This is a genomic window from Methylophilus sp. Q8 (genome assembly GCF_000800115.1).
In the GTDB taxonomy this organism is placed as follows: domain Bacteria; phylum Pseudomonadota; class Gammaproteobacteria; order Burkholderiales; family Methylophilaceae; genus Methylophilus.
On record NZ_JUHE01000001.1, the window covers coordinates 2,747,947 to 2,765,558 of the forward strand.

Consider the following 17,612-nt stretch of genomic DNA (forward strand, 5'->3'; position numbering starts at 1 on the left):
ACACTGCTATTTTTTATCAGCTTGCGCACAAAAAAAACACCCTGCCGAAGCAGGGTGTTTTTTGAGTACACGTATTGCTACGTGTGAGCTTACTGTCGCATTACAGTGAGAAAACGTTCAGTGCACCGCCGCCAGGCGCAGCGTTGTACTTAGTCAACTCTTTGTAACCACCAGCAGCACCCAGTGCATCGGTGTCAGTGGTCATACCCAAATTCATCGCAACGCCAGCCCAACCACCGATACCAGACAAGATACCGACGTATTGCTTACCTTTGTTGCCATAGGTGAAGGCGTTACCAATCGCACCAGAACCAACCTGGAATTTCCACAGTTCTTTACCTGTTTGTGCGTCAACCGCTTTGAACCAGCGATCCAAGGTACCATAGAACACAATGTTAGAAGCTGTCGTCAGCGCACCACTCCAGGCAGAGAACTTCTCTTTGTTGTACCAGACTTTTTTGTTGGTCATTGGGTCATAAGCAGCAAAACCGCCCATCACACCGTCTGGACCGGCAAACATGGTCAATGTCGCACCAACCCATGGTTGACCAGCAACGTATTTGGACTCAACTGGCTCGTATGTCATACATACGTGGTTCAGTGGAGAATACATCAAACCTGTTTTTGGAGAGTAAGCAGCAGGCTGTTGGTCTTTAGTACCCAAAGCCGCTGGGCAAATGCCTTTAGCGTTGTAGTCCTGGTGCGTAGAGGCTGCAGCCAGTTTGTCAGGCACGCCTGTTTTCAGGTCAACGTTATTGGCCCAGTTAACAAATGGATGTACTTTTTCAGCAGCGATCAATGAACCAGTGTTTGCGTTCCATGTGTATGCAAAACCGTTACGGTCATGGTGCCATGCGTAAGTTTTACCAGCCTTATCGAACAGGATCACTTCGTTTACGCCATCATAGTCCCACTCATCGTGTGGCGTCATTTGCATCGCCCATTTAGCGACACCAGTGTCCAGATCACGTGCAGTCACGGTCATAGACCATTTGTTGTCGCCTGGACGTACGTCTGGGTTCCAAACAGATGGGTTACCTGCACCGTAGTAAACCAGATTTGTACGTGCATCATATGGCCACCAGCCCCATACGGAACCGCCACCATGTTGCCAGCCGTCTTTGATCGCTTGTGGTTTCAACCAAGTACGTGTACCCAGCTCTTTTTCGCCACCTTTGATCTGGTCAGCAGACAGGCGTTTGAAAGAACCACCCTCTTTGTTACCACCGTTCACGTCTTGGTAAACGGACAAAGCGTTGTACAAAGGATTGTCTTTGTTGGTGTTAGCATCATGCAATGTTTCAGCATCCGGGCCAGTTGAATAGGCCTTCCATGCCAAAGAACCATCTTTTGCATTGTATGCAGCGATAAAGCAACGTACGCCGAACTCAGCACCTGAGCAGCCGGTCAATACTTTGTCTTTGATCACGTGTGGCGCGTTAGTGTTAGTTGCACCCACTTTAGGATCAGTGTTTTTCACTTCCCATACTTTTTTACCATCTTTGGCATCCAAAGCAACCAGCAAGCCATCGTTCTGTTGCAGATAGATTTTGCCATCGCCGAAACCCAGGCCACGTGTCACGTTGTCACAGCACAGCACTGCTTGCACGCTTGGGTCTTGTTTCGGGAAATAGGACCAAACGATTTTTTGATTGTCGTTCAGATCCAGCGCGTATACGTTGTTAGGGAAAGCAGTCACGATGTACATCATGTTGCCAACCACAATTGGAGAACCTTCGTGACCACGGTTAACACCGGTTGCGAATGTCCAGGCCATTTTCAGGTTTTTGATATTGCCTTTGTTGATTTGTGCCAGTGCGCTATAACCCTGGTTATTGTGCTGACCACGTGGATGTGCCCAGTTGTTTGAGTCTTTCATTGCAGCTTCCTGGTCAGCAGCAGCATAAGCCATTGCTGGCAAGGCAAGCGCGACGCTGGCTGCAATACCAAAAGCAGTTTTCATTTTGATCATAGTTATATCTCCGGAAGAAAAATCCCAAAAGGATCCATCACAAATTGCAATTAAAAATTGCGCTGTGCTTAAAGTTGCCGCTGGCACTAGGATTTCCAGAGCTGTTACTTATCCCGTGAAGGATAGATGTCACTTGATTAAGCGCTTGTAACTGTAATATAAATAGCCCCCCGAAACAGCCAGCCAGTTTTGGGTTTTATTCATGGGCCAGATAAGGAATTTTTCCGAAAACTTTATAGAATTGCTTTTTTTTTGTATCATTTTGCTATCGAAGGCCATGTCCTAGTGTGCCCTTCAGGTAATGGTGTCGCCCAATGTGAATGGCGGCGCCTGCTTACTTGATTATGAAGGTAGACACTGACTGTGCTGAGACCCTGGCATTACTCACTGGTATTGGACAAAGCTTCCCCGCATTCCATCCACCAGCAACTCATAGAACATTTCCGCGCCATGATAGAAGGCGGTGCCTGGCTAGGCGGCAGCGCCCTGCCCAGCTCACGCGACATCGCGCAACGTTTGGGCATCAACCGGAAAACGGTTTCGCGGGTGTATGAAGAGCTTTCTGCACAAGGGCTGATTTATACCCAGCCCAAGCGTGGTACCTTTGTCTCGCAGACACCACGTTCTGAAACACCTGGCCCACCGCGTCCGCGCACATTAATACATGCGCGACCAGAACTCGACAGTGCCTCCAGCAGTATTTATCAATTAATCCAAAAAACCACGGTGCACCATATTCGCCGGGTGGCCTTGCACATGCACAAATTACGCCCGCACGACTACGACGTGACTGGCTTATTCAATCTCAAGCATATGCTGGCCAACCTGCTCGCACACGAAAGACGCTACCTGGTTTCACCTGACCATATCACCTGTGGCACCTGGCCGGTATTGCAGACAGCACTGATGCATCACCTGAGCCTGACAGACGGATGCCTGTTATTAGACCATCGCGCAAGCATAGAGCTGGAAAGAAGCCTGGTAAAACATGGCATACAGGTACTGCGCCTGCCTGACATCGCAGACGGCCAGGCACACGGTTTTATAGAGCAAGTTGAAAAATATTGCATCAACTATCCAGTGTCCGCATTATGGTGCGACACATCGACATTTTTCGAGGCGCAGACCATAGAAAGTGTACAGGCACTGGTTGCACAAAAACTGGCCGATTATCGCTTGCTGCTGATTGACGATCAGCGCTCACAACTGCCGTTTGTGCAACAACATCAACCGCTATCCAGCAGATACGCCAAAAGCATATTGCTTGGCAGCTTGTATGGAGAGTGTTGTGACATGTTTAACTTATGCTACCTGGCCAGTAACCTTGGTTTTTCAAGCGATTTTATTAACGAACTCAATGTGCAGCAACAGCAATCATCCCTACTCAATATGCTGGCGCAAAGCGAACTCATTAAACGCGGAGAATATAAAAAGTTGCTGACGACCATTCATCGCTTTTTACAGCAAACTTAAGCTGAGGGCAAAAAGATTGCCGGCTCACAGCATTCACATAACAACCAATCTGGCTTATATCAACCACCTAAAACTCAGGAAAAACTCCTATGTACATCAAAAATAGGCTTTTTAATCATTCAGTTAAATTTTGTTCGCGGCGTGGCACGTTAAATGCTAAACAGTGAATGGGAGTGAGCTATCACTAGGACCGATACCAGCAGACTGCATATCAGCTGGTATCGGGGTAGACACTCCCTCACTTGCATATTGATCTCATGCAAAAAAGGCACCGCAATTGCGGTGCCTTTTCATTGGCAACAAACAGAGGAATCAGAGATTACTCTTGGCCGATTTGATACACTTCGTAGCTGGTTTCCACGATTTTGCCGGTGGTTGCATCCACTTCTACTTTAACTTCTTCGTTGTCAGCTTCCAGGATGTCAAATTCGTAAGAAGCTTTGCCGTCTGGCTCTAACTCATACTCAACTTCAACCACTTTGCCTGGATGTGCAGCCAATGCCGTCGCTTTGGCATCTGCTTCAGAAACTTTGGCCAAAGCCTTGAATCTTTCGTCATCTGCAGTCACTTCTTCTTCTACTTCAGTGATTTTGCCTGTTTTCGCATCGCACTCGATGTCCCAAGCTTTACCATCGTTGGATTGCACGTCAAACTCGTACACCAAGTGCTTGCGCTCAGATTTGGCTTCAAGCTTAACGATTTTACCGTCGTGCTTGGACAATGCCGCTTTTACGCACTTGCCCAGGCTGTCGTAAGCTTTTGGTTTAATGGTTTCGTGGTCGGCGAATGCTTGACCGGATAACACACCGCATAACGCGGCTGCTAGTAATGACGCTTTCATTTGCATAATGATCTCCTTGTTTAAAGTCATGAATGAAAAACGCGAAACACGCGCTAGGGACGCATGCTTCGTGAATTCATAACGCGAAAAGGATATCAAAAACGCAGTAAGCTTTTTAAAATATTACACCTTGTTAACAAAATGGCTACAAACAGCCGTTTAATAAGCAAGCAGCCCACTGGCCTACACCGCGACTGGCGCCTTAATGGCCGGATACGGGTCGTAATTTTCCAAGCTGAAATCTTCAAACTTGAAGGCGAAAAGATCTTTCACCTCAGGGTTAATGCGCATGTTAGGCAAGGCGCGCGGCGTACGCGACAATTGCTCTTTAACCTGCTCCATATGGTTGCTGTAAATATGCGCATCGCCCAGGGTATGCACAAAATCGCCTAGCTGCAAGTCACATACCTGCGCCACCATCATGGTCAACAAGGCATAAGACGCGATATTGAATGGCACGCCCAGGAAAATATCTGCGCTGCGCTGATACAACTGGCAGCTCAGTTTGCCATCCGCCACATAGAATTGGAAAAATGCATGGCAAGGTGGCAACTTCATGCGCTCGACGTCCGCCACGTTCCAGGCGGAAACGATTAAACGGCGCGAATCAGGCGTGTTCTTGATCTGGTTAACCACTTGTGTGATCTGATCAATGTGCGTGCCGTCCGGCTTGGGCCAGTTGCGCCATTGATAGCCATACACCGGACCCAAGTTGCCTTGTTCGTCTGCCCATTCATCCCAGATTTTAACGCCATGCTCTTTGAGGTAAGCAATATTGGTGCTGCCCTGCAAGAACCATAACAGTTCGTGGATAATCGATTTCAAATGGACTTTTTTGGTTGTCAGCAGCGGGAAGCCTTCAGCCAGGTTAAAGCGCATTTGGTAGCCGAATACCGAAGTGGTGCCAGTGCCCGTACGATCCGTTTTCACATGACCATGCGCAAGTACGTGGTTCAATAAATCATGATACTGCTGCATAGACCGGCTCCCGCTAAGCGTTAAGTATTGGCGATGATAAAGGCTTTAATGGCATCGACACTGACATCCATTACCGTTGAGGTTTGTGGCAAGTCTTCCAGGCCCGCCAGGCTGGCAGGACGCTCAGGCACTTCGCCCAAAGCCTCGACAATGGCATCTTCAAACTTGGCCGGCAACGCGGTTTCCAGTACCAGCATAGGCACATCTGTTTTGCGATGCTCCAGCGCTACTTTCAGGCCATCTGCCGTGTGCGTATCAATGGTCACGCCATACTTTTCCTTGGTCGCGCGTATGGTTTGCATGCGACTGGCGTGATTGCTATGGCCAGATACAAAACCAAAACCAGCCACCTTGGCAAAATAACCTTGCGCATTTAAATCAAACTTGCCGCCAGCATCCACCGCAGACCATAACTCGCGCACTTTATCACCATCCTGGCCGACCAAATCATAGACAAAACGCTCGAAGTTAGAGGCTTTGCTGATATCCATGGACGGGCTGGAAGTATGGTAAGTATTGGCTGAGCCACGCGGTGCATAAACGCCGGTATTAAAGAACTCGTCCAATACATCATTTTCGTTGGTGGCCACCACTAACTGGTCAATTGGCAACCCCATCATGCGCGCAATATGTCCGGCGCAAATATTACCGAAGTTGCCGCTAGGCACGGTAAAGCTGACCTTTTGGCTGTTATTAGTAGTCACAGCCAGATAGCCTTTGAAGTAGTACACAATCTGCGCCGCAATACGGCCCCAGTTGATAGAGTTCACGGCACCGATTTTATATTGCGCCTTGAACGCGTGGTCATTGGACACAGCTTTCACCATATCCTGCGCATCATCGAACACGCCCTTCACAGCAATATTGAAAATATTGTCGTCTTGCAGGCTGAACATCTGCGCGGTCTGGAAACGGCTCATTTTCTGGTATGGCGACAACATAAAGACGCGCACGCCTTGTTTGCCACGCATGGCGTATTCAGCGGCGGAACCAGTATCACCTGAAGTCGCGCCCAGGATATTGGTGGTCTGGCCGGTTTTAGCCAACACGTATTCAAACAGGTTACCCAGCAACTGCATGGCCATGTCTTTAAACGCCAATGTTGGGCCGTTGGACAGGCTTAACAGGTAGAGATTATCTTCCAGCTTGAGCGTAGGCGTAATGTCTGCAGCGTTTTGGCCGGCACGTGCGTATTGATAGACTTCGGCACGATAGGTTTTATCAATGATCGCGTTCAGGTCTGTATGCGGAATATCGCTGTCGTCCACCAGGCGCGACAGGATGGCAAAGGCCAGTTCACGGTAATTCATACCGCGCATGGCGTTCAGATCAGCATCACTGAACTGCGGATATTGCTCGGGCAGGTACAAACCACCGTCTGGTGCCAGGCCGCCCAGCAAAATTTCACTAAATGTTAAAGCAGGCGATTGCCCGCGGGTACTGATATATTTCATTGCATTTAACCTATGGCATAAAACATGGCATCAAAAATGTCAGTTAGCGTGACAGTGCTTCCATGCGGATTTTCGTCACACCAGCTGCGATGGCAGGCAGCGCCTCAATATTGGCAATCGCTGTATCCATGATTTTCTCTTGCGTGGTGTGCGTCAGAATCACGATATCCGCTTCTGACTCGCCCTCGGCAGGCTCTTTTTGCAGCATGGCATCAATCGAGATTTGCAGATCCGCCAGCACCTTGGTGATATCTGCCATCACGCCTGGTTTGTCAGAAGCACGCAAGCGCAGGTAGTAGGCTGAATGCACTTCGGCAATCGGCAAAATCGGCAACACTTGCTGCTGGTCTAACTGATAGCCCAAATAAGCCACACGCTGCTCAGCCTTGGTGCCTTGCAAACGCGCAATATCCACCAGGTCAGCCACTACCGCACTAGCGGTCGGCTCAGCCCCGGCACCGGCACCGTAATACAACGTTGGGCCAACTGCATCGCCTTTAACCACAACAGCGTTCATTGCGCCATCTACGTTAGCAATCAGGCGCTTTTCAGGAATCAGCGTCGGATGCACGCGCAATTCAACACCGGCTTCAGCTTTTTTACTGATGCCCAGCAATTTCACGCGGTAACCCAATTCCTGCGCATACTGGATATCTTTAATGGTGAGCTTGGTAATACCTTCGGTATACGCATGCTCAAACTGCATCGGCATGCCAAAAGCAATGCTGGCCATAATCGTCAGCTTATGCGCGGCATCGATCCCTTCCACGTCAAAGGTCGGATCTGCCTCGGCATAGCCCAGACGTTGCGCTTCTTTCAGCACATCGGCAAAAGCCAGGCCTTTGTCACGCATTTCAGTCAGGATAAAGTTGGTCGTGCCATTGATAATGCCCGCCACCCATTCGATTTTGTTGGCACTTAAGCCCTCACGCAAAGCCTTGATGATAGGAATACCACCGGCTACCGCCGCTTCAAAGGCGACGATCACGCCTTTGTCAGCCGCGGCTTTAAAAATCTCGTTGCCATGCACAGCCAGCAAGGCCTTGTTAGCGGTCACCACGTGCTTGCCATTGGCAATCGCGGTTAACACCAACTCTTTAGCCACGGTGTAGCCGCCAATCAACTCGACGACGACATCGATTTCCGGGTTATTCACCACCGCGAAGGCATCGTCAGTCACGGCCACCTGGCCGCCAGTCACTTGCTTTGCCAGCTCAAGATTGCGGTCAGCCACTTGCACAATACGGATATTGCCACCAAGACGGCGTACGATATCTGCCTGGTTACGCGTGATCACGGTATAGGTACCGCCACCCACTGTGCCTATGCCCAACAACCCTACTTTTAATTCTTTCATACTCATACTCACCATTAATGGCTTGCGCGCACGCTTACCTATATTTTGAATGTTTCTTTATTTTGCATGCTTCTTGCGATAGCTATCCAGATAGCGGCCTATGCGCGTCATCGCTTCAGTCAAGTCGTCTACATTGGGTAAGAAAACCACCCTGAAATGATCAGGTGTTTTCCAGTTAAAGCCGGTGCCCTGCACCAGCAACACTTTCTCTTCCAGCAACAGATCGAGAATAAACTGCTGGTCATCTTCAATCGGATACATCTCCGGATCCAGCTTGGGGAACAGATACATGGCCGCCGCCGGTTTGACACAGGTCACACCCGGCATGGCGGTCAACATGTCATAGGCCAAATCACGCTGCTTGCACAAGCGACCGCTAGGTGCCACCAGGTCGTTAATACTCTGGTAACCACCAAGCGCAGTTTGAATGGCCAACTGCCCCGGCACATTGGCACACAAGCGCATGGAGGCCAACATGTTTAAGCCTTCGATATAATCTTTGGCATCTTTTTTATCGCCGGAGATAATCATCCAGCCTGAGCGATAGCCACAGGCGCGATAGTTTTTAGACAAGCCGTTAAAAGTCACAAACAGCACATCATCGGCCAGTGAGGCGATAGAGGTATGTGTATTGCCGTCGTACAGCACTTTGTCATAAATTTCGTCAGCAAAAATCACCAGGCCATGGTGACGCGCGATCTCGATAATGCCTTCCAGTGTTTCCTTGGGGTATAAGGCACCAGTCGGGTTATTCGGGTTGATAATCACGATGCCTTTGGTATTGGCCGTGATCTTGTTTTCAATATCAGCCAAGTCAGGCAACCAGCCGGATTGCTCGTCACAGACATAATGCCGCGCCGTGCCGCCCGCCAGGTTCACCGCTGCCGTCCATAAAGGGTAATCCGGCATAGGCACCAGAATCTGGTCGCCATTATTGAGCAGGCCCTGCATGGCCATCACAATCAGCTCGGATACACCGTTACCGATGATGATGTCGTCTATGGTCACGCCCGCAATATTCTTTTGCTGGGTGTAATGCATGATGGCTTTGCGCGCCGCGAACAAACCTTTGGAATCCGTATAGCCTGAGGCGTGATCCATATTGTGGATCACGTCCTGAACGATTTCTTCTGGCGCATTAAAGCCGAATGGCATCGGGTTACCGATGTTCAGCTTGATAATGCGCTGTCCGTCTTCTTCCATCTGGCGCGCGCGTTGCAATACCGGGCCGCGGATGTCGTAACAGACATTACTGAGTTTGCTGGATTTATTGACTGGCTTCATCGCTGGTTAACAAACACATCTGGCGTGTGTTAAGCTCTTAAAGTAAAACTTTCATTCTACCTGCAAACCCTTGCTACATCAATGAACCTTAGGCCTTTGCCAGACTCTGAATCGGTAGATTTAAACGGAATTTTCATCACGGGCAATTTGCAGGCGCGTCACGATTACAGCTTATGAAACTACACCTACATACCAGCGAACAGCAATATCAAATTAATGGCGTCGATAGCGACGCGGTGATCATTAATCGCCAGCGCTATGCGCAGCCAGTGATTGTCAGCGAACAGGCCTTAAGTACAGATTGGTTTCAGGGGGCATGGGAATCACTGGATGCACAGCAATTAGCGGCGATACTGGATTTTAGTCCGGAGGTGGTATTGCTAGGTACGGGCGATAAACAGCGTTTTATTCATCCTCGGCATACACAGGCATTCCTGTCAGCGCACATCGCCGTAGAATGCATGACCACGGCTGCGGCCTGCCGCACCTTCAACATCCTGACCGCTGAAGGCCGCAAGGTAGTTGCGGCCCTGCTACTGGAATCCCACCTGGCAGAATCCGTATAAACGCCTGACTACTGCGGCTTGAGCGTCACCTGTAAACCATCAGCCGTCACTTGCAAATCCGTTGGCTGATATTGACGCCCCGCGTAGCTTAAATCCTCAGGCTTGACTTCATATAACACCAGCTGGTTCAGCCACTTTCCACTCAGGCTTTGCGCCAATTGCTGCACCAGGCCATTCCACTCGCTATTGGCGCCATCCAGCTTGAAGGAATCCACGGCAGGCTGGTCAAGCACAACCGCATTGCGTGCCTGGTCAAACTTGACCAAACCCGATACACCCAGTTTGCCGGTGGTGGCGCTGGATAACAAATCACTTTGCACACTGGCATCCATCAAGGTATGAATTCTGCCCGATGCCGGATCCAGTGAAACCAGCGCATTAGACAGCTGGACATGAAACACCTTCATCACAGTCAGCGGCTTTGCCAGCTTGTGATTGAGTTTTTGCTGTAACTGGGCGGTGTTCATTTTCACTGTACGATCGCCCATACTCACACAGTGAGTCAGCAATAATCCTAGCAAAACTACACTACAGAAGCCTTTTAAAAGACGCATTTGTAAGCCTTATTTAACACTTGCAACATTCGACAAAAATTGACAATCATGCAGACTGCATACGATAAGATCGCGTGCAATGAAAAAAATTTCACACACCCAATCTGGTTTTACGCTGATCGAAATGATCGTCGTCATGCTGATTCTATCAGCGCTAGCGGTGACTGCCTATGCACGCATCTCGCAGATTGATACACAAGCCAGGCTGGCAGCCTTGCAATCGTTCAAAGCCACTGTGCTGTCGGTCGCGACGATGGCCAAGGGTGTGTGCATGTCAGACCCGCAATGTGACGGCAACCAGACTACACCATCGGCCGTCATCGCAGGCAATACGATCTATTTTAGTCACGGCTACCCGGTCGGCTGGCTGGGCAATGAAGATGGCGTTGGCAGCTTGTCTCAACTGGTGGATGCTGGCAAATTCTCGGTGCAAGCAGCGCTGTCTGATACCAATCGCGCCACCTACACCCTGCAAGGCGCCAGGGATAGCAATCACTGCAAACTGGAATACATTATTTCCACAGGGTCAGCCAACACGGCCGGTCTAAGTGTCTCCATAGACAGCACTGGCTGTTAACGAACCAAGCCTACAAAAAGAAAGGCAGCGTGTTTTATCAACACACTGCCTGTTCAATGCTTGCAGAGACTTTACAGATTTTTGGTCGATAAAGTCAGTGTGGCATTGGTGCCGCCAAAACCAAAACTGTTAGACAATGCAGTTTGAATCCGCGCCGAAGCAATCGGGCTACGCACGATATTCAAGCCTTCTGCTGCCGGATCCAGCGTTTCAATATTGGCAGACGCCGCAATAAAACCGTGTTGCATCATCAGCAAGGTATAAATGGCCTCATTCACGCCAGCTGCGCCTAAAGCGTGGCCGGATAAGGATTTTGTTGAGGCAATTGCTGTCTTGCTGTTATCACCAAACACCGCACGAATCGCTTCCAGCTCCTTGGTGTCGCCCACCGGCGTGCTGGTGCCATGCGTATTGATGTAATCAATCTCTTCAGGATTAATGCCCTGCAATGCCTGTTGCATGCAGCGCACAGCGCCTTCACCACTTGGTGCCACCATATCGTAACCGTCTGAGGTTGCACCATAACCAATCACTTCGGCATAGATCTGTGCGCCACGTGCTTTGGCGTGCTCATACTCTTCCAGTATAACGATACCGCCGCCGCCAGAAATCACAAAACCATCACGATCGGCATCGTAGGTACGCGATGCTTTTTCAGGCGTTTCGTTATATTTACTCGACAATGCACCCATGGCATCAAACAGATAGCTCATGGTCCAGTGTTCTTCTTCACCACCGCCAGCAAACACGATATCCTGTTTGCCCAGTTGAATTTGCTCAACACCCGCGCCAATACAGTGCGCACTGGTTGAACAGGCAGAACTGATACCGTAATTCACACCCTTGATTTTAGCGCCCGTCGCCAGGCAAGCGGCAATTCCGCTGCTCATGGTTTTAGTCACCATATAAGGGCCAACACGACGAATGCCTTTTTCTGCCAGCGTATTGGTGCCGTCCAGCATACTTTCAGTAGACGTACCACCTGCACCGACGATCAGACCGGTACGTACATTTGAAACCAGCTCTTCCGGCAGGTTTGCATCAGCAATCGCTTCCTGCATCGCCAGCCAGGCGTAAGCATGACCCTTGGCCATAAAACGCAATAGCTTGCGATCAATCAAGGCTTCAACATCCAGATTTTTGATCGAGCCTGCCACATGCGAACGCAAACCGCGCTCGGCATATTCAGGTTGATAAGTAATACCGGAACGGCCTGCTTTGAGGCTATCCAGTACTTCCTGTTTGTTATTACCAAGACTTGATACGATACCAAATCCTGTAATCACTACGCGACGCATTGCGCCTCCCATTCACTTCAAAAACTGTAAAGACGACTAGAAATTGTCCGTGCTGGTAAACAAACCGACACGCAAATCACTGGCATTATAAATCTCGCGGCCATCCACTTCCATACGTGCATCGGCAATACCCATCACCAGCTTGCGCATGATCACACGTTTTAAATCAATGTGGTAGCGTACCAGCTTGGCTGATGGCAATACCTGGCCGGTAAACTTCACTTCACCAGAACCCAGGGCACGGCCGCGGCCAGGACCGCCTTTCCAGCCCAGGAAGAAGCCAACCAGTTGCCACATGGCATCCAGGCCCAAACAGCCAGGCATCACCGGGTCACCGGTAAAATGGCATTCAAAAAACCACAAATCAGGACGAATATCGAGCTCTGCAATAATTTCGCCCTGGCCGTATTTCCCACCCTCGTCAGAAATCTTTACGATACGGTCAAACATCAGCATTGGTGGTAATGGCAATTGTGCGTTACCTTCGCCGAACATTTCGCCGCGGCCGCACGCCAACAAATCCTCTTTGCTGAAACTACTTTTTCTAGTCATGTATTTTTAGATTTTTAGTATAAAACAATATTTTCGCCGGAAATTGCGTTTAGTGAAAGCTTTTTGTCATCCAATAACTATACCGACCTGTATACTTTTTAGAAGAATATAGGTAGTATTCACTAAATTGTTACTGAATTTTACAACTTGATAATGACCAGCCTGTCAGGCTTTAAAGGATAATTTCGCATCATCAAGCCGTTTTCAATTACAAATTAGTTACAATTCAGCGCAATCTATACATTCAACCTTATCAGGAAATCAGGCATGCAAGATCAACAACTAAACGATTGGCGTACCCATGCGCTCACATTAGAGTCGGAAGTTAACAAAGTCGTCGTCGGTCAGGAAAATCCAGTACGCCTGATCACCACTGCCGTATTTGCACGCGGCCATGTGTTGCTTGAAGGCGATGTCGGCGTGGGTAAAACCACTTTGCTGCGCGCCTTTACGCGCGGCATTGGCGGCGGTTACCAGCGGATTGAAGGTACGATTGACCTGATGCCGAATGACCTGGTGTATCACACCTATCTCGGGGAAGATGGCAAACCGCATGTGAGTCCGGGCCCATTATTAATGTCTGGCCAGGATTTATCGATTTTCTTTTTTAACGAAATCAACCGTGCCCGCCCGCAGGTACACTCGCTGATGCTGCGCGTGATGGCAGAGCGCACGTTGACTGCCTTTAATAAAGAACACTACTTCCCGCACATGCTGGTATTTGCTGACCGCAATCAGGTGGAGCGTGAAGAAACCTTTGATATCCCGTCTGCAGCGCGTGACCGCTTCATGATGGAAATTCCGATTGTGGTGCCGCCTGCGCATGACATTATGGAATCATTGATTTTTGATACGCGCTTTCATGATGTGGACCAGTTGATTTCCAATGTGCCCGCCGATGTCCTCAAATTTGACCAATTGAATAGCTTTGCCAAGGTCATCCAGGAAAATATCCAGGCCAGCCCTGCCCTGCGTAAATATGCGCTGGACTTGTGGCTGGCGACTAAAGACCCGGTGGCTTATGGCGTCAAAGTATCCAATGTCGATATGAAACGCCTGGTACTGAGTGGCGCCAGCCCGCGTGGCATGGGCATGTTGCTGCGCGCCGCCCGTGTCAACGCCTGGCTCAATAATCGCCAGGCCGTGGTGCCAGAAGACATTCACGCCGTGTTCCACGAAACAATCGCACACCGCCTGGTATTTAGTCCGGTCTACGAAATGCGTCGTACCGAAATCGCACGCGAATTGCTGACTGGCATTACCAATGCCGTCGCCGCGCCTTAAGTTTTTGTTGCTGGAACGTTATGGAAACCATTAAGGAATTCAGCTACCACATTGGCTGGCGTTCCCGCTCGCGTCGTCCAGGCCGCCATAAAAGCAATCAGCGCGGCATGGGCATGGAGTTTCGTGGTCACACCACGTTGCTGTCATACCCTGACCCGCGCCGGATCGATATTCGCCAGACCATCCGTGACCCGATGGAACAGGTCTATGTGCGTATTTTCAACCAGAAAAGTGCCACGCCGGTGTTTGTGATGTGCGATATGTCAGGCTCTATGCAATATGGTACACCGCACACAAAGTTGGTCACCGCCGCCCATATCACGCGTTCGGTGGCACAATCCGCCAGCCGCAATACGGATCCGGTTGGATTTATCGGCTTTGATGATGATGTACATGACGAATGGCTGAGCACGCTCTCGTTGCGTCCTCATACCATGTTCGACCTGGCGGACCGCCTGGAAAACCATCTGCCGAATGAAGTCGGTGCCGGTGCCTTGCTTGAAAGCGTACGCCTGCTGCCACGCGAGCGAGCGTTGATCTTCCTGGTATCCGACTTTCATATGCCACTGGAGCAACTGGAAGAGGCGCTATTACTGATGCTGCGCCACCATATTGTGCCTGTCATTCTGTGGAATAGCACTGAATACAAACAGTTGCCGGAATTTGGCATTACCAGTATCAACGACCCGGAAACCGGCGAGCGCCGCACCTTGTTTCTGCGTGCTTCCTATCGTGAACGCATACTGGAAGCATTTGCTGCGAGACGCCGGGCGATTGAAGATATTTTTATGAGATTTGATATGCAGCCATTTTTTGTGGAAGACACGTTTGATGCAGACCTGCTCACCGATTACTTTCACCAATATGTGCCTGCCTAAGGAAAGCGACCGATGAAAGCGCGCAACCATTTATTGTCATTATTTCTCGCATCGACCTTGCTCTGCACTAACTTGAGCACCTCCGCCGATGTGGTTCTGCCTTCGGTAGACAGCAAGTTTGTCAGCGTCAAGGAAATCAACCCCAGCCGTGATGCCGGTTATGTGGTGGGCGACAAACTGCAGCGCACCATGATACTCAGCGTTAAACAACCTTATGAGTTGATTAAGGAGTCGTTGCCGATTGTCGGTTACGAACACAGATACCGCGGCCAGGTATCGGGCATTGAGTTAACCGCGATTGACGTAAAAGAGCGGCATGAAAGCAAGCAATCCGTGTATACCATCCACCTTGAATACCAGGTGTTTAAAAGCGGCCGCGTCGCCAAACCCGCCATTTTAAGAGGCGAGATTGTCAAACTGCGTCAGCAAGGCAGCAAAGACATCAAACAATTCCGCATGCCGTCGTTTAACTTCCGCACCTCACCGCTTTCGGTGTATGGCGAAGTGAACCTCAAAAATGAAATGAGCCCCTATGTCGCACCGCTGAAACTGCATGCAGACAAAGAGCAATTAGCCCTGAAAATCGCCACAGGCGTGTTGGCGGCCAGCCTATTGGCCTTGCTATATATATTGGGTGCGCGCACCTGGTTGCCCTATATGGGAGGTGCTTTTGCCAAGGCTTACCGCAAAATCGGCAAGCTGCCTGAAGATGCACAAGGTTTACAGCAGGCCATTTCAACTGTGCATGAAGCCTTGCATCAAGTGGCAGGCCATAGCGTGTTTGGGAATGGCGTTGAGCGACTGCTGCAAGAAAAACCTGCTTTCGCTGTCGCTAAACCAGAAATCGAACGCTTTTTTGCTCTGTCGCGCCAGGTGTTTTTCGATGCCAAAACGCCGCTGGACTTAGGCATGCCGCCCAAACAATGGCTGAAAAAATTCTGTCGCCACATGCGTGACTGCGAGCGCGGCTTACGCCCAGAGGTGCAAACATAATGGCATTCACACATCCCTGGCTGTTATGGGCGCTGCCATTGGCGCTGCTGCCGCTATTGCTGGAGCGTGCGCACAGCAAGCATTATTCATGGATAGGTTTGCTGCCACCGGATCCGCTGTCCAGCATGATCGGTTTTTTGCTCAAAGTGCTTGCGGTGCTCAGTATCGTCTTTATCATTTTGGGCCTGGCCGGACCACATAGCCTGGAACAGCAAATCGAGCGTACCGGTATCGGTGCACAGATCGGCCTGGTACTGGACCGCAGCGCCAGTATGGACGACCCGTTTGCGGGCGACAAAGATGGCCATGTCGGCGAAACCAAGTCTGTGGCCGCGGCGCGCATCATGACCCAGTTTTTACAACACCGTAACAACGACATGATGGGGCTGATTACATTCAGCAACTCAGCCATGTACGTGTTGCCATTGACCGAAAACAAAGAAGCCATGCTATCCGCCATTCAGGCCACGGCTGGCAACTCCCTGTTTCAAACCAATATTGGTGGCGGCTTAACCAGCGCGGTTGAATTATTTAAAGATGTGCCGGACTCCGGTTCACGTGTGATTATCCTGATTTCGGATGGTGCTGGCCGTGTCAGCGATATGGTGCAGCAAAAACTGCGTGACTGGCTGCAACGCTACAACATCGGCCTGTACTGGATTGTGCTGCGCCAGCCTGGCGGCGTCACCATCTTTGACCCCAAATACGCTGAAAGTAGCTACGCCGGCCCTATGCCGAGTGAAGTGTTGCTATATCAGTTTTTTCAGACGTTGCGCACCCCGTTTAGTGCTTATGAAGCGGCGGATCCAAAATCACTCGAAGCCGCCATTGCCGACATTAACAGCAAAGAGAAAAAACCGATTCAATACCTGGAAAAGATCCCTGGCCATGATTACACCAATGTGTGTTACTGGATTGCATTTGTCATGATTGCCTTCCTGCTGGCTGTTAAATATCTGGAGATACACACATGGCGCTCAGCGTAAATAAACTGGTAACCGGCCTGCTGGTCGTGGCAGTCGCATCTCTCGCCACTATGGCTTATAGCTGGCAACGCATACAGCAAGTAGAAGCCTTTAATGAAGCAGTGGCATCCGCCAAAAGCCCACAAACCGACCAACAAAGTTTTGAGGCAAAATTTGCCGTGGCCTATTGGCTGGGCAAAAACGAGCGCTATAAAGAGTCTACCTTGCTGTTTACCAAGCTGATAGACCAGGCCAATGCCAGCCAGCGCGCGGCCATTTTGCACAATGTAGGCAATATGTTCTTTTTGCGCGCGATCCAGCTGACGGGCGGTAACGACAACAGCACGCGTGACGAACTCGAATACCTGCTGTCGCAAGCAGCTACCTCTTACAAAACGGCCCTCAAGGCAGATAACAGCAATTGGGGGACGCGCCGTAACTTTGATCGCGTACTGGGCCTGCTACCTGAAAAACCAACACCGGGCGTCGGCGAATCAGACAACCCGGGGCTGATCATGGGCAATATCCCTAACGGCTTGCCATAACAAGTGTGTGTAATACGTGAATCATTTGACTGAATATTATT

The 17,612-nt window shown here is 50.1% G+C and carries 17 protein-coding genes; 8 read left to right on the top strand and 9 right to left on the bottom strand.

Annotation, left to right across the window (positions count from 1 at the left end; all coding sequences use genetic code 11):
- Positions 1-100: 100 nt before the first annotated feature.
- Entirely contained in the window at positions 101-1,972 is a 1,872-nt protein-coding gene (locus GQ52_RS12980) for a PQQ-binding-like beta-propeller repeat protein (protein ID WP_047518257.1), read from the bottom strand.
- Positions 1,973-2,335: 363 nt separating this feature from the next.
- On the opposite strand from GQ52_RS12980, the gene GQ52_RS12985 reads away from it, so the two are divergent.
- On the top strand, positions 2,336-3,445 hold the full coding sequence (locus GQ52_RS12985) for a GntR family transcriptional regulator (RefSeq protein WP_235273357.1): 1,110 nt from the start codon (positions 2,336-2,338) through the stop codon (positions 3,443-3,445).
- 319 nt (positions 3,446-3,764) lie between these two features.
- On the opposite strand, the gene GQ52_RS12990 is transcribed toward GQ52_RS12985, so the two are convergent.
- The 5 genes from GQ52_RS12990 to GQ52_RS13010 all read right to left on the bottom strand — a co-directional run bounded on the left by GQ52_RS12990 (position 3,765) and on the right by GQ52_RS13010 (position 9,359).
- On the bottom strand, positions 3,765-4,292 hold the full coding sequence (locus GQ52_RS12990; RefSeq protein WP_019882068.1) for a PepSY domain-containing protein: 528 nt from the start codon (positions 4,290-4,292) through the stop codon (positions 3,765-3,767).
- Between the two features lie 177 nt (positions 4,293-4,469).
- Positions 4,470-5,264, bottom strand: a complete 795-nt coding sequence (locus GQ52_RS12995) for a thymidylate synthase (RefSeq protein ID WP_047518260.1) — start codon at positions 5,262-5,264, stop codon at positions 4,470-4,472.
- Between the two features lie 20 nt (positions 5,265-5,284).
- Complete coding sequence (gene thrC / locus GQ52_RS13000; RefSeq protein WP_047518262.1) at positions 5,285-6,718, bottom strand: threonine synthase; 1,434 nt, start codon at positions 6,716-6,718, stop codon at positions 5,285-5,287.
- Positions 6,719-6,761: 43 nt separating this feature from the next.
- On the bottom strand, positions 6,762-8,075 hold the full coding sequence (locus GQ52_RS13005; RefSeq protein ID WP_047518264.1) for a homoserine dehydrogenase: 1,314 nt from the start codon (positions 8,073-8,075) through the stop codon (positions 6,762-6,764).
- A gap of 57 nt (positions 8,076-8,132) precedes the next feature.
- Entirely contained in the window at positions 8,133-9,359 is a 1,227-nt protein-coding gene (locus tag GQ52_RS13010; protein WP_024929935.1) for a pyridoxal phosphate-dependent aminotransferase, read from the bottom strand.
- A gap of 173 nt (positions 9,360-9,532) precedes the next feature.
- Between GQ52_RS13010 and GQ52_RS13015 the strand changes: the two genes are divergently transcribed.
- Positions 9,533-9,925 carry an Mth938-like domain-containing protein gene (locus GQ52_RS13015; RefSeq protein WP_047518265.1) on the top strand — a complete coding sequence of 131 codons (393 nt, stop codon included), beginning with the start codon at positions 9,533-9,535 and terminating at the stop codon, positions 9,923-9,925.
- A gap of 8 nt (positions 9,926-9,933) precedes the next feature.
- Here the strand turns inward: GQ52_RS13015 and GQ52_RS13020 are convergent, their stop codons facing one another.
- Positions 9,934-10,479 (bottom strand): DUF1439 domain-containing protein, encoded by a 546-nt coding sequence (locus GQ52_RS13020; RefSeq protein ID WP_235273359.1) that lies wholly within the window; start codon positions 10,477-10,479, stop codon positions 9,934-9,936.
- A 79-nt stretch (positions 10,480-10,558) separates the two neighbouring features.
- On the opposite strand from GQ52_RS13020, the gene GQ52_RS13025 reads away from it, so the two are divergent.
- Entirely contained in the window at positions 10,559-11,056 is a 498-nt protein-coding gene (locus GQ52_RS13025) for a type II secretion system protein (RefSeq protein ID WP_047518269.1), read from the top strand.
- A gap of 71 nt (positions 11,057-11,127) precedes the next feature.
- Here GQ52_RS13025 and fabB read toward each other — a convergent pair whose 3' ends face one another.
- Entirely contained in the window at positions 11,128-12,354 is a 1,227-nt protein-coding gene (gene fabB, locus GQ52_RS13030) for a beta-ketoacyl-ACP synthase I (protein WP_047518270.1), read from the bottom strand.
- 36 nt (positions 12,355-12,390) lie between these two features.
- On the bottom strand, positions 12,391-12,906 hold the full coding sequence (gene fabA, locus GQ52_RS13035) for a 3-hydroxyacyl-[acyl-carrier-protein] dehydratase FabA (RefSeq protein WP_024929930.1): 516 nt from the start codon (positions 12,904-12,906) through the stop codon (positions 12,391-12,393).
- A 267-nt stretch (positions 12,907-13,173) separates the two neighbouring features.
- Between fabA and GQ52_RS13040 the strand changes: the two genes are divergently transcribed.
- Genes GQ52_RS13040 through GQ52_RS13060 form a run of 5 tightly spaced genes read left to right on the top strand, consistent with a single transcriptional unit; the run spans position 13,174 to position 17,571 of the window.
- Positions 13,174-14,190: a MoxR family ATPase gene (locus GQ52_RS13040; RefSeq protein WP_019882057.1), complete on the top strand. Its 1,017-nt coding sequence runs from the start codon at positions 13,174-13,176 to the stop codon at positions 14,188-14,190.
- A gap of 20 nt (positions 14,191-14,210) precedes the next feature.
- Complete coding sequence (locus tag GQ52_RS13045) at positions 14,211-15,068, top strand: DUF58 domain-containing protein (RefSeq protein WP_019882056.1); 858 nt, start codon at positions 14,211-14,213, stop codon at positions 15,066-15,068.
- Positions 15,069-15,080: 12 nt separating this feature from the next.
- Positions 15,081-16,061 carry a hypothetical protein gene (locus GQ52_RS13050; RefSeq protein WP_047518272.1) on the top strand — a complete coding sequence of 327 codons (981 nt, stop codon included), beginning with the start codon at positions 15,081-15,083 and terminating at the stop codon, positions 16,059-16,061.
- Positions 16,061-17,047 (top strand): VWA domain-containing protein, encoded by a 987-nt coding sequence (locus GQ52_RS13055; RefSeq protein WP_019882053.1) that lies wholly within the window; start codon positions 16,061-16,063, stop codon positions 17,045-17,047. The genes GQ52_RS13050 and GQ52_RS13055 overlap by 1 nt, the downstream gene beginning before the upstream one ends.
- The gene (locus GQ52_RS13060; RefSeq protein WP_047518274.1) at positions 17,032-17,571 is read left to right on the top strand and encodes a hypothetical protein; all 540 of its coding nucleotides are present in this window, start codon (positions 17,032-17,034) and stop codon (positions 17,569-17,571) included. The genes GQ52_RS13055 and GQ52_RS13060 overlap by 16 nt, the downstream gene beginning before the upstream one ends.
- The last annotated feature ends 41 nt before the right edge of the window (positions 17,572-17,612 follow it).

Coding starts and splice junctions, on each gene's coding strand:
- GQ52_RS13005 (WP_047518264.1), bottom strand. CDS start 8,075: ATGAAAGAATTAAAAGTAGGGTTGTTGGGCATAGGCACAGTGGGTGGC.
- GQ52_RS12990 (WP_019882068.1), bottom strand. CDS start 4,292: ATGCAAATGAAAGCGTCATTACTAGCAGCCGCGTTATGCGGTGTGTTA.
- GQ52_RS13055 (WP_019882053.1), top strand. CDS start 16,061: ATGGCATTCACACATCCCTGGCTGTTATGGGCGCTGCCATTGGCGCTG.
- GQ52_RS13040 (WP_019882057.1), top strand. CDS start 13,174: ATGCAAGATCAACAACTAAACGATTGGCGTACCCATGCGCTCACATTA.
- GQ52_RS13015 (WP_047518265.1), top strand. CDS start 9,533: ATGAAACTACACCTACATACCAGCGAACAGCAATATCAAATTAATGGC.
- GQ52_RS13020 (WP_235273359.1), bottom strand. CDS start 10,479: ATGCGTCTTTTAAAAGGCTTCTGTAGTGTAGTTTTGCTAGGATTATTG.
- thrC (WP_047518262.1), bottom strand. CDS start 6,718: ATGAAATATATCAGTACCCGCGGGCAATCGCCTGCTTTAACATTTAGT.
- GQ52_RS13025 (WP_047518269.1), top strand. CDS start 10,559: ATGAAAAAAATTTCACACACCCAATCTGGTTTTACGCTGATCGAAATG.
- fabB (WP_047518270.1), bottom strand. CDS start 12,354: ATGCGTCGCGTAGTGATTACAGGATTTGGTATCGTATCAAGTCTTGGT.
- GQ52_RS12980 (WP_047518257.1), bottom strand. CDS start 1,972: ATGATCAAAATGAAAACTGCTTTTGGTATTGCAGCCAGCGTCGCGCTT.
- GQ52_RS12995 (WP_047518260.1), bottom strand. CDS start 5,264: ATGCAGCAGTATCATGATTTATTGAACCACGTACTTGCGCATGGTCAT.
- GQ52_RS13010 (WP_024929935.1), bottom strand. CDS start 9,359: ATGAAGCCAGTCAATAAATCCAGCAAACTCAGTAATGTCTGTTACGAC.
- GQ52_RS13050 (WP_047518272.1), top strand. CDS start 15,081: ATGAAAGCGCGCAACCATTTATTGTCATTATTTCTCGCATCGACCTTG.
- GQ52_RS13045 (WP_019882056.1), top strand. CDS start 14,211: ATGGAAACCATTAAGGAATTCAGCTACCACATTGGCTGGCGTTCCCGC.
- fabA (WP_024929930.1), bottom strand. CDS start 12,906: ATGACTAGAAAAAGTAGTTTCAGCAAAGAGGATTTGTTGGCGTGCGGC.
- GQ52_RS13060 (WP_047518274.1), top strand. CDS start 17,032: ATGGCGCTCAGCGTAAATAAACTGGTAACCGGCCTGCTGGTCGTGGCA.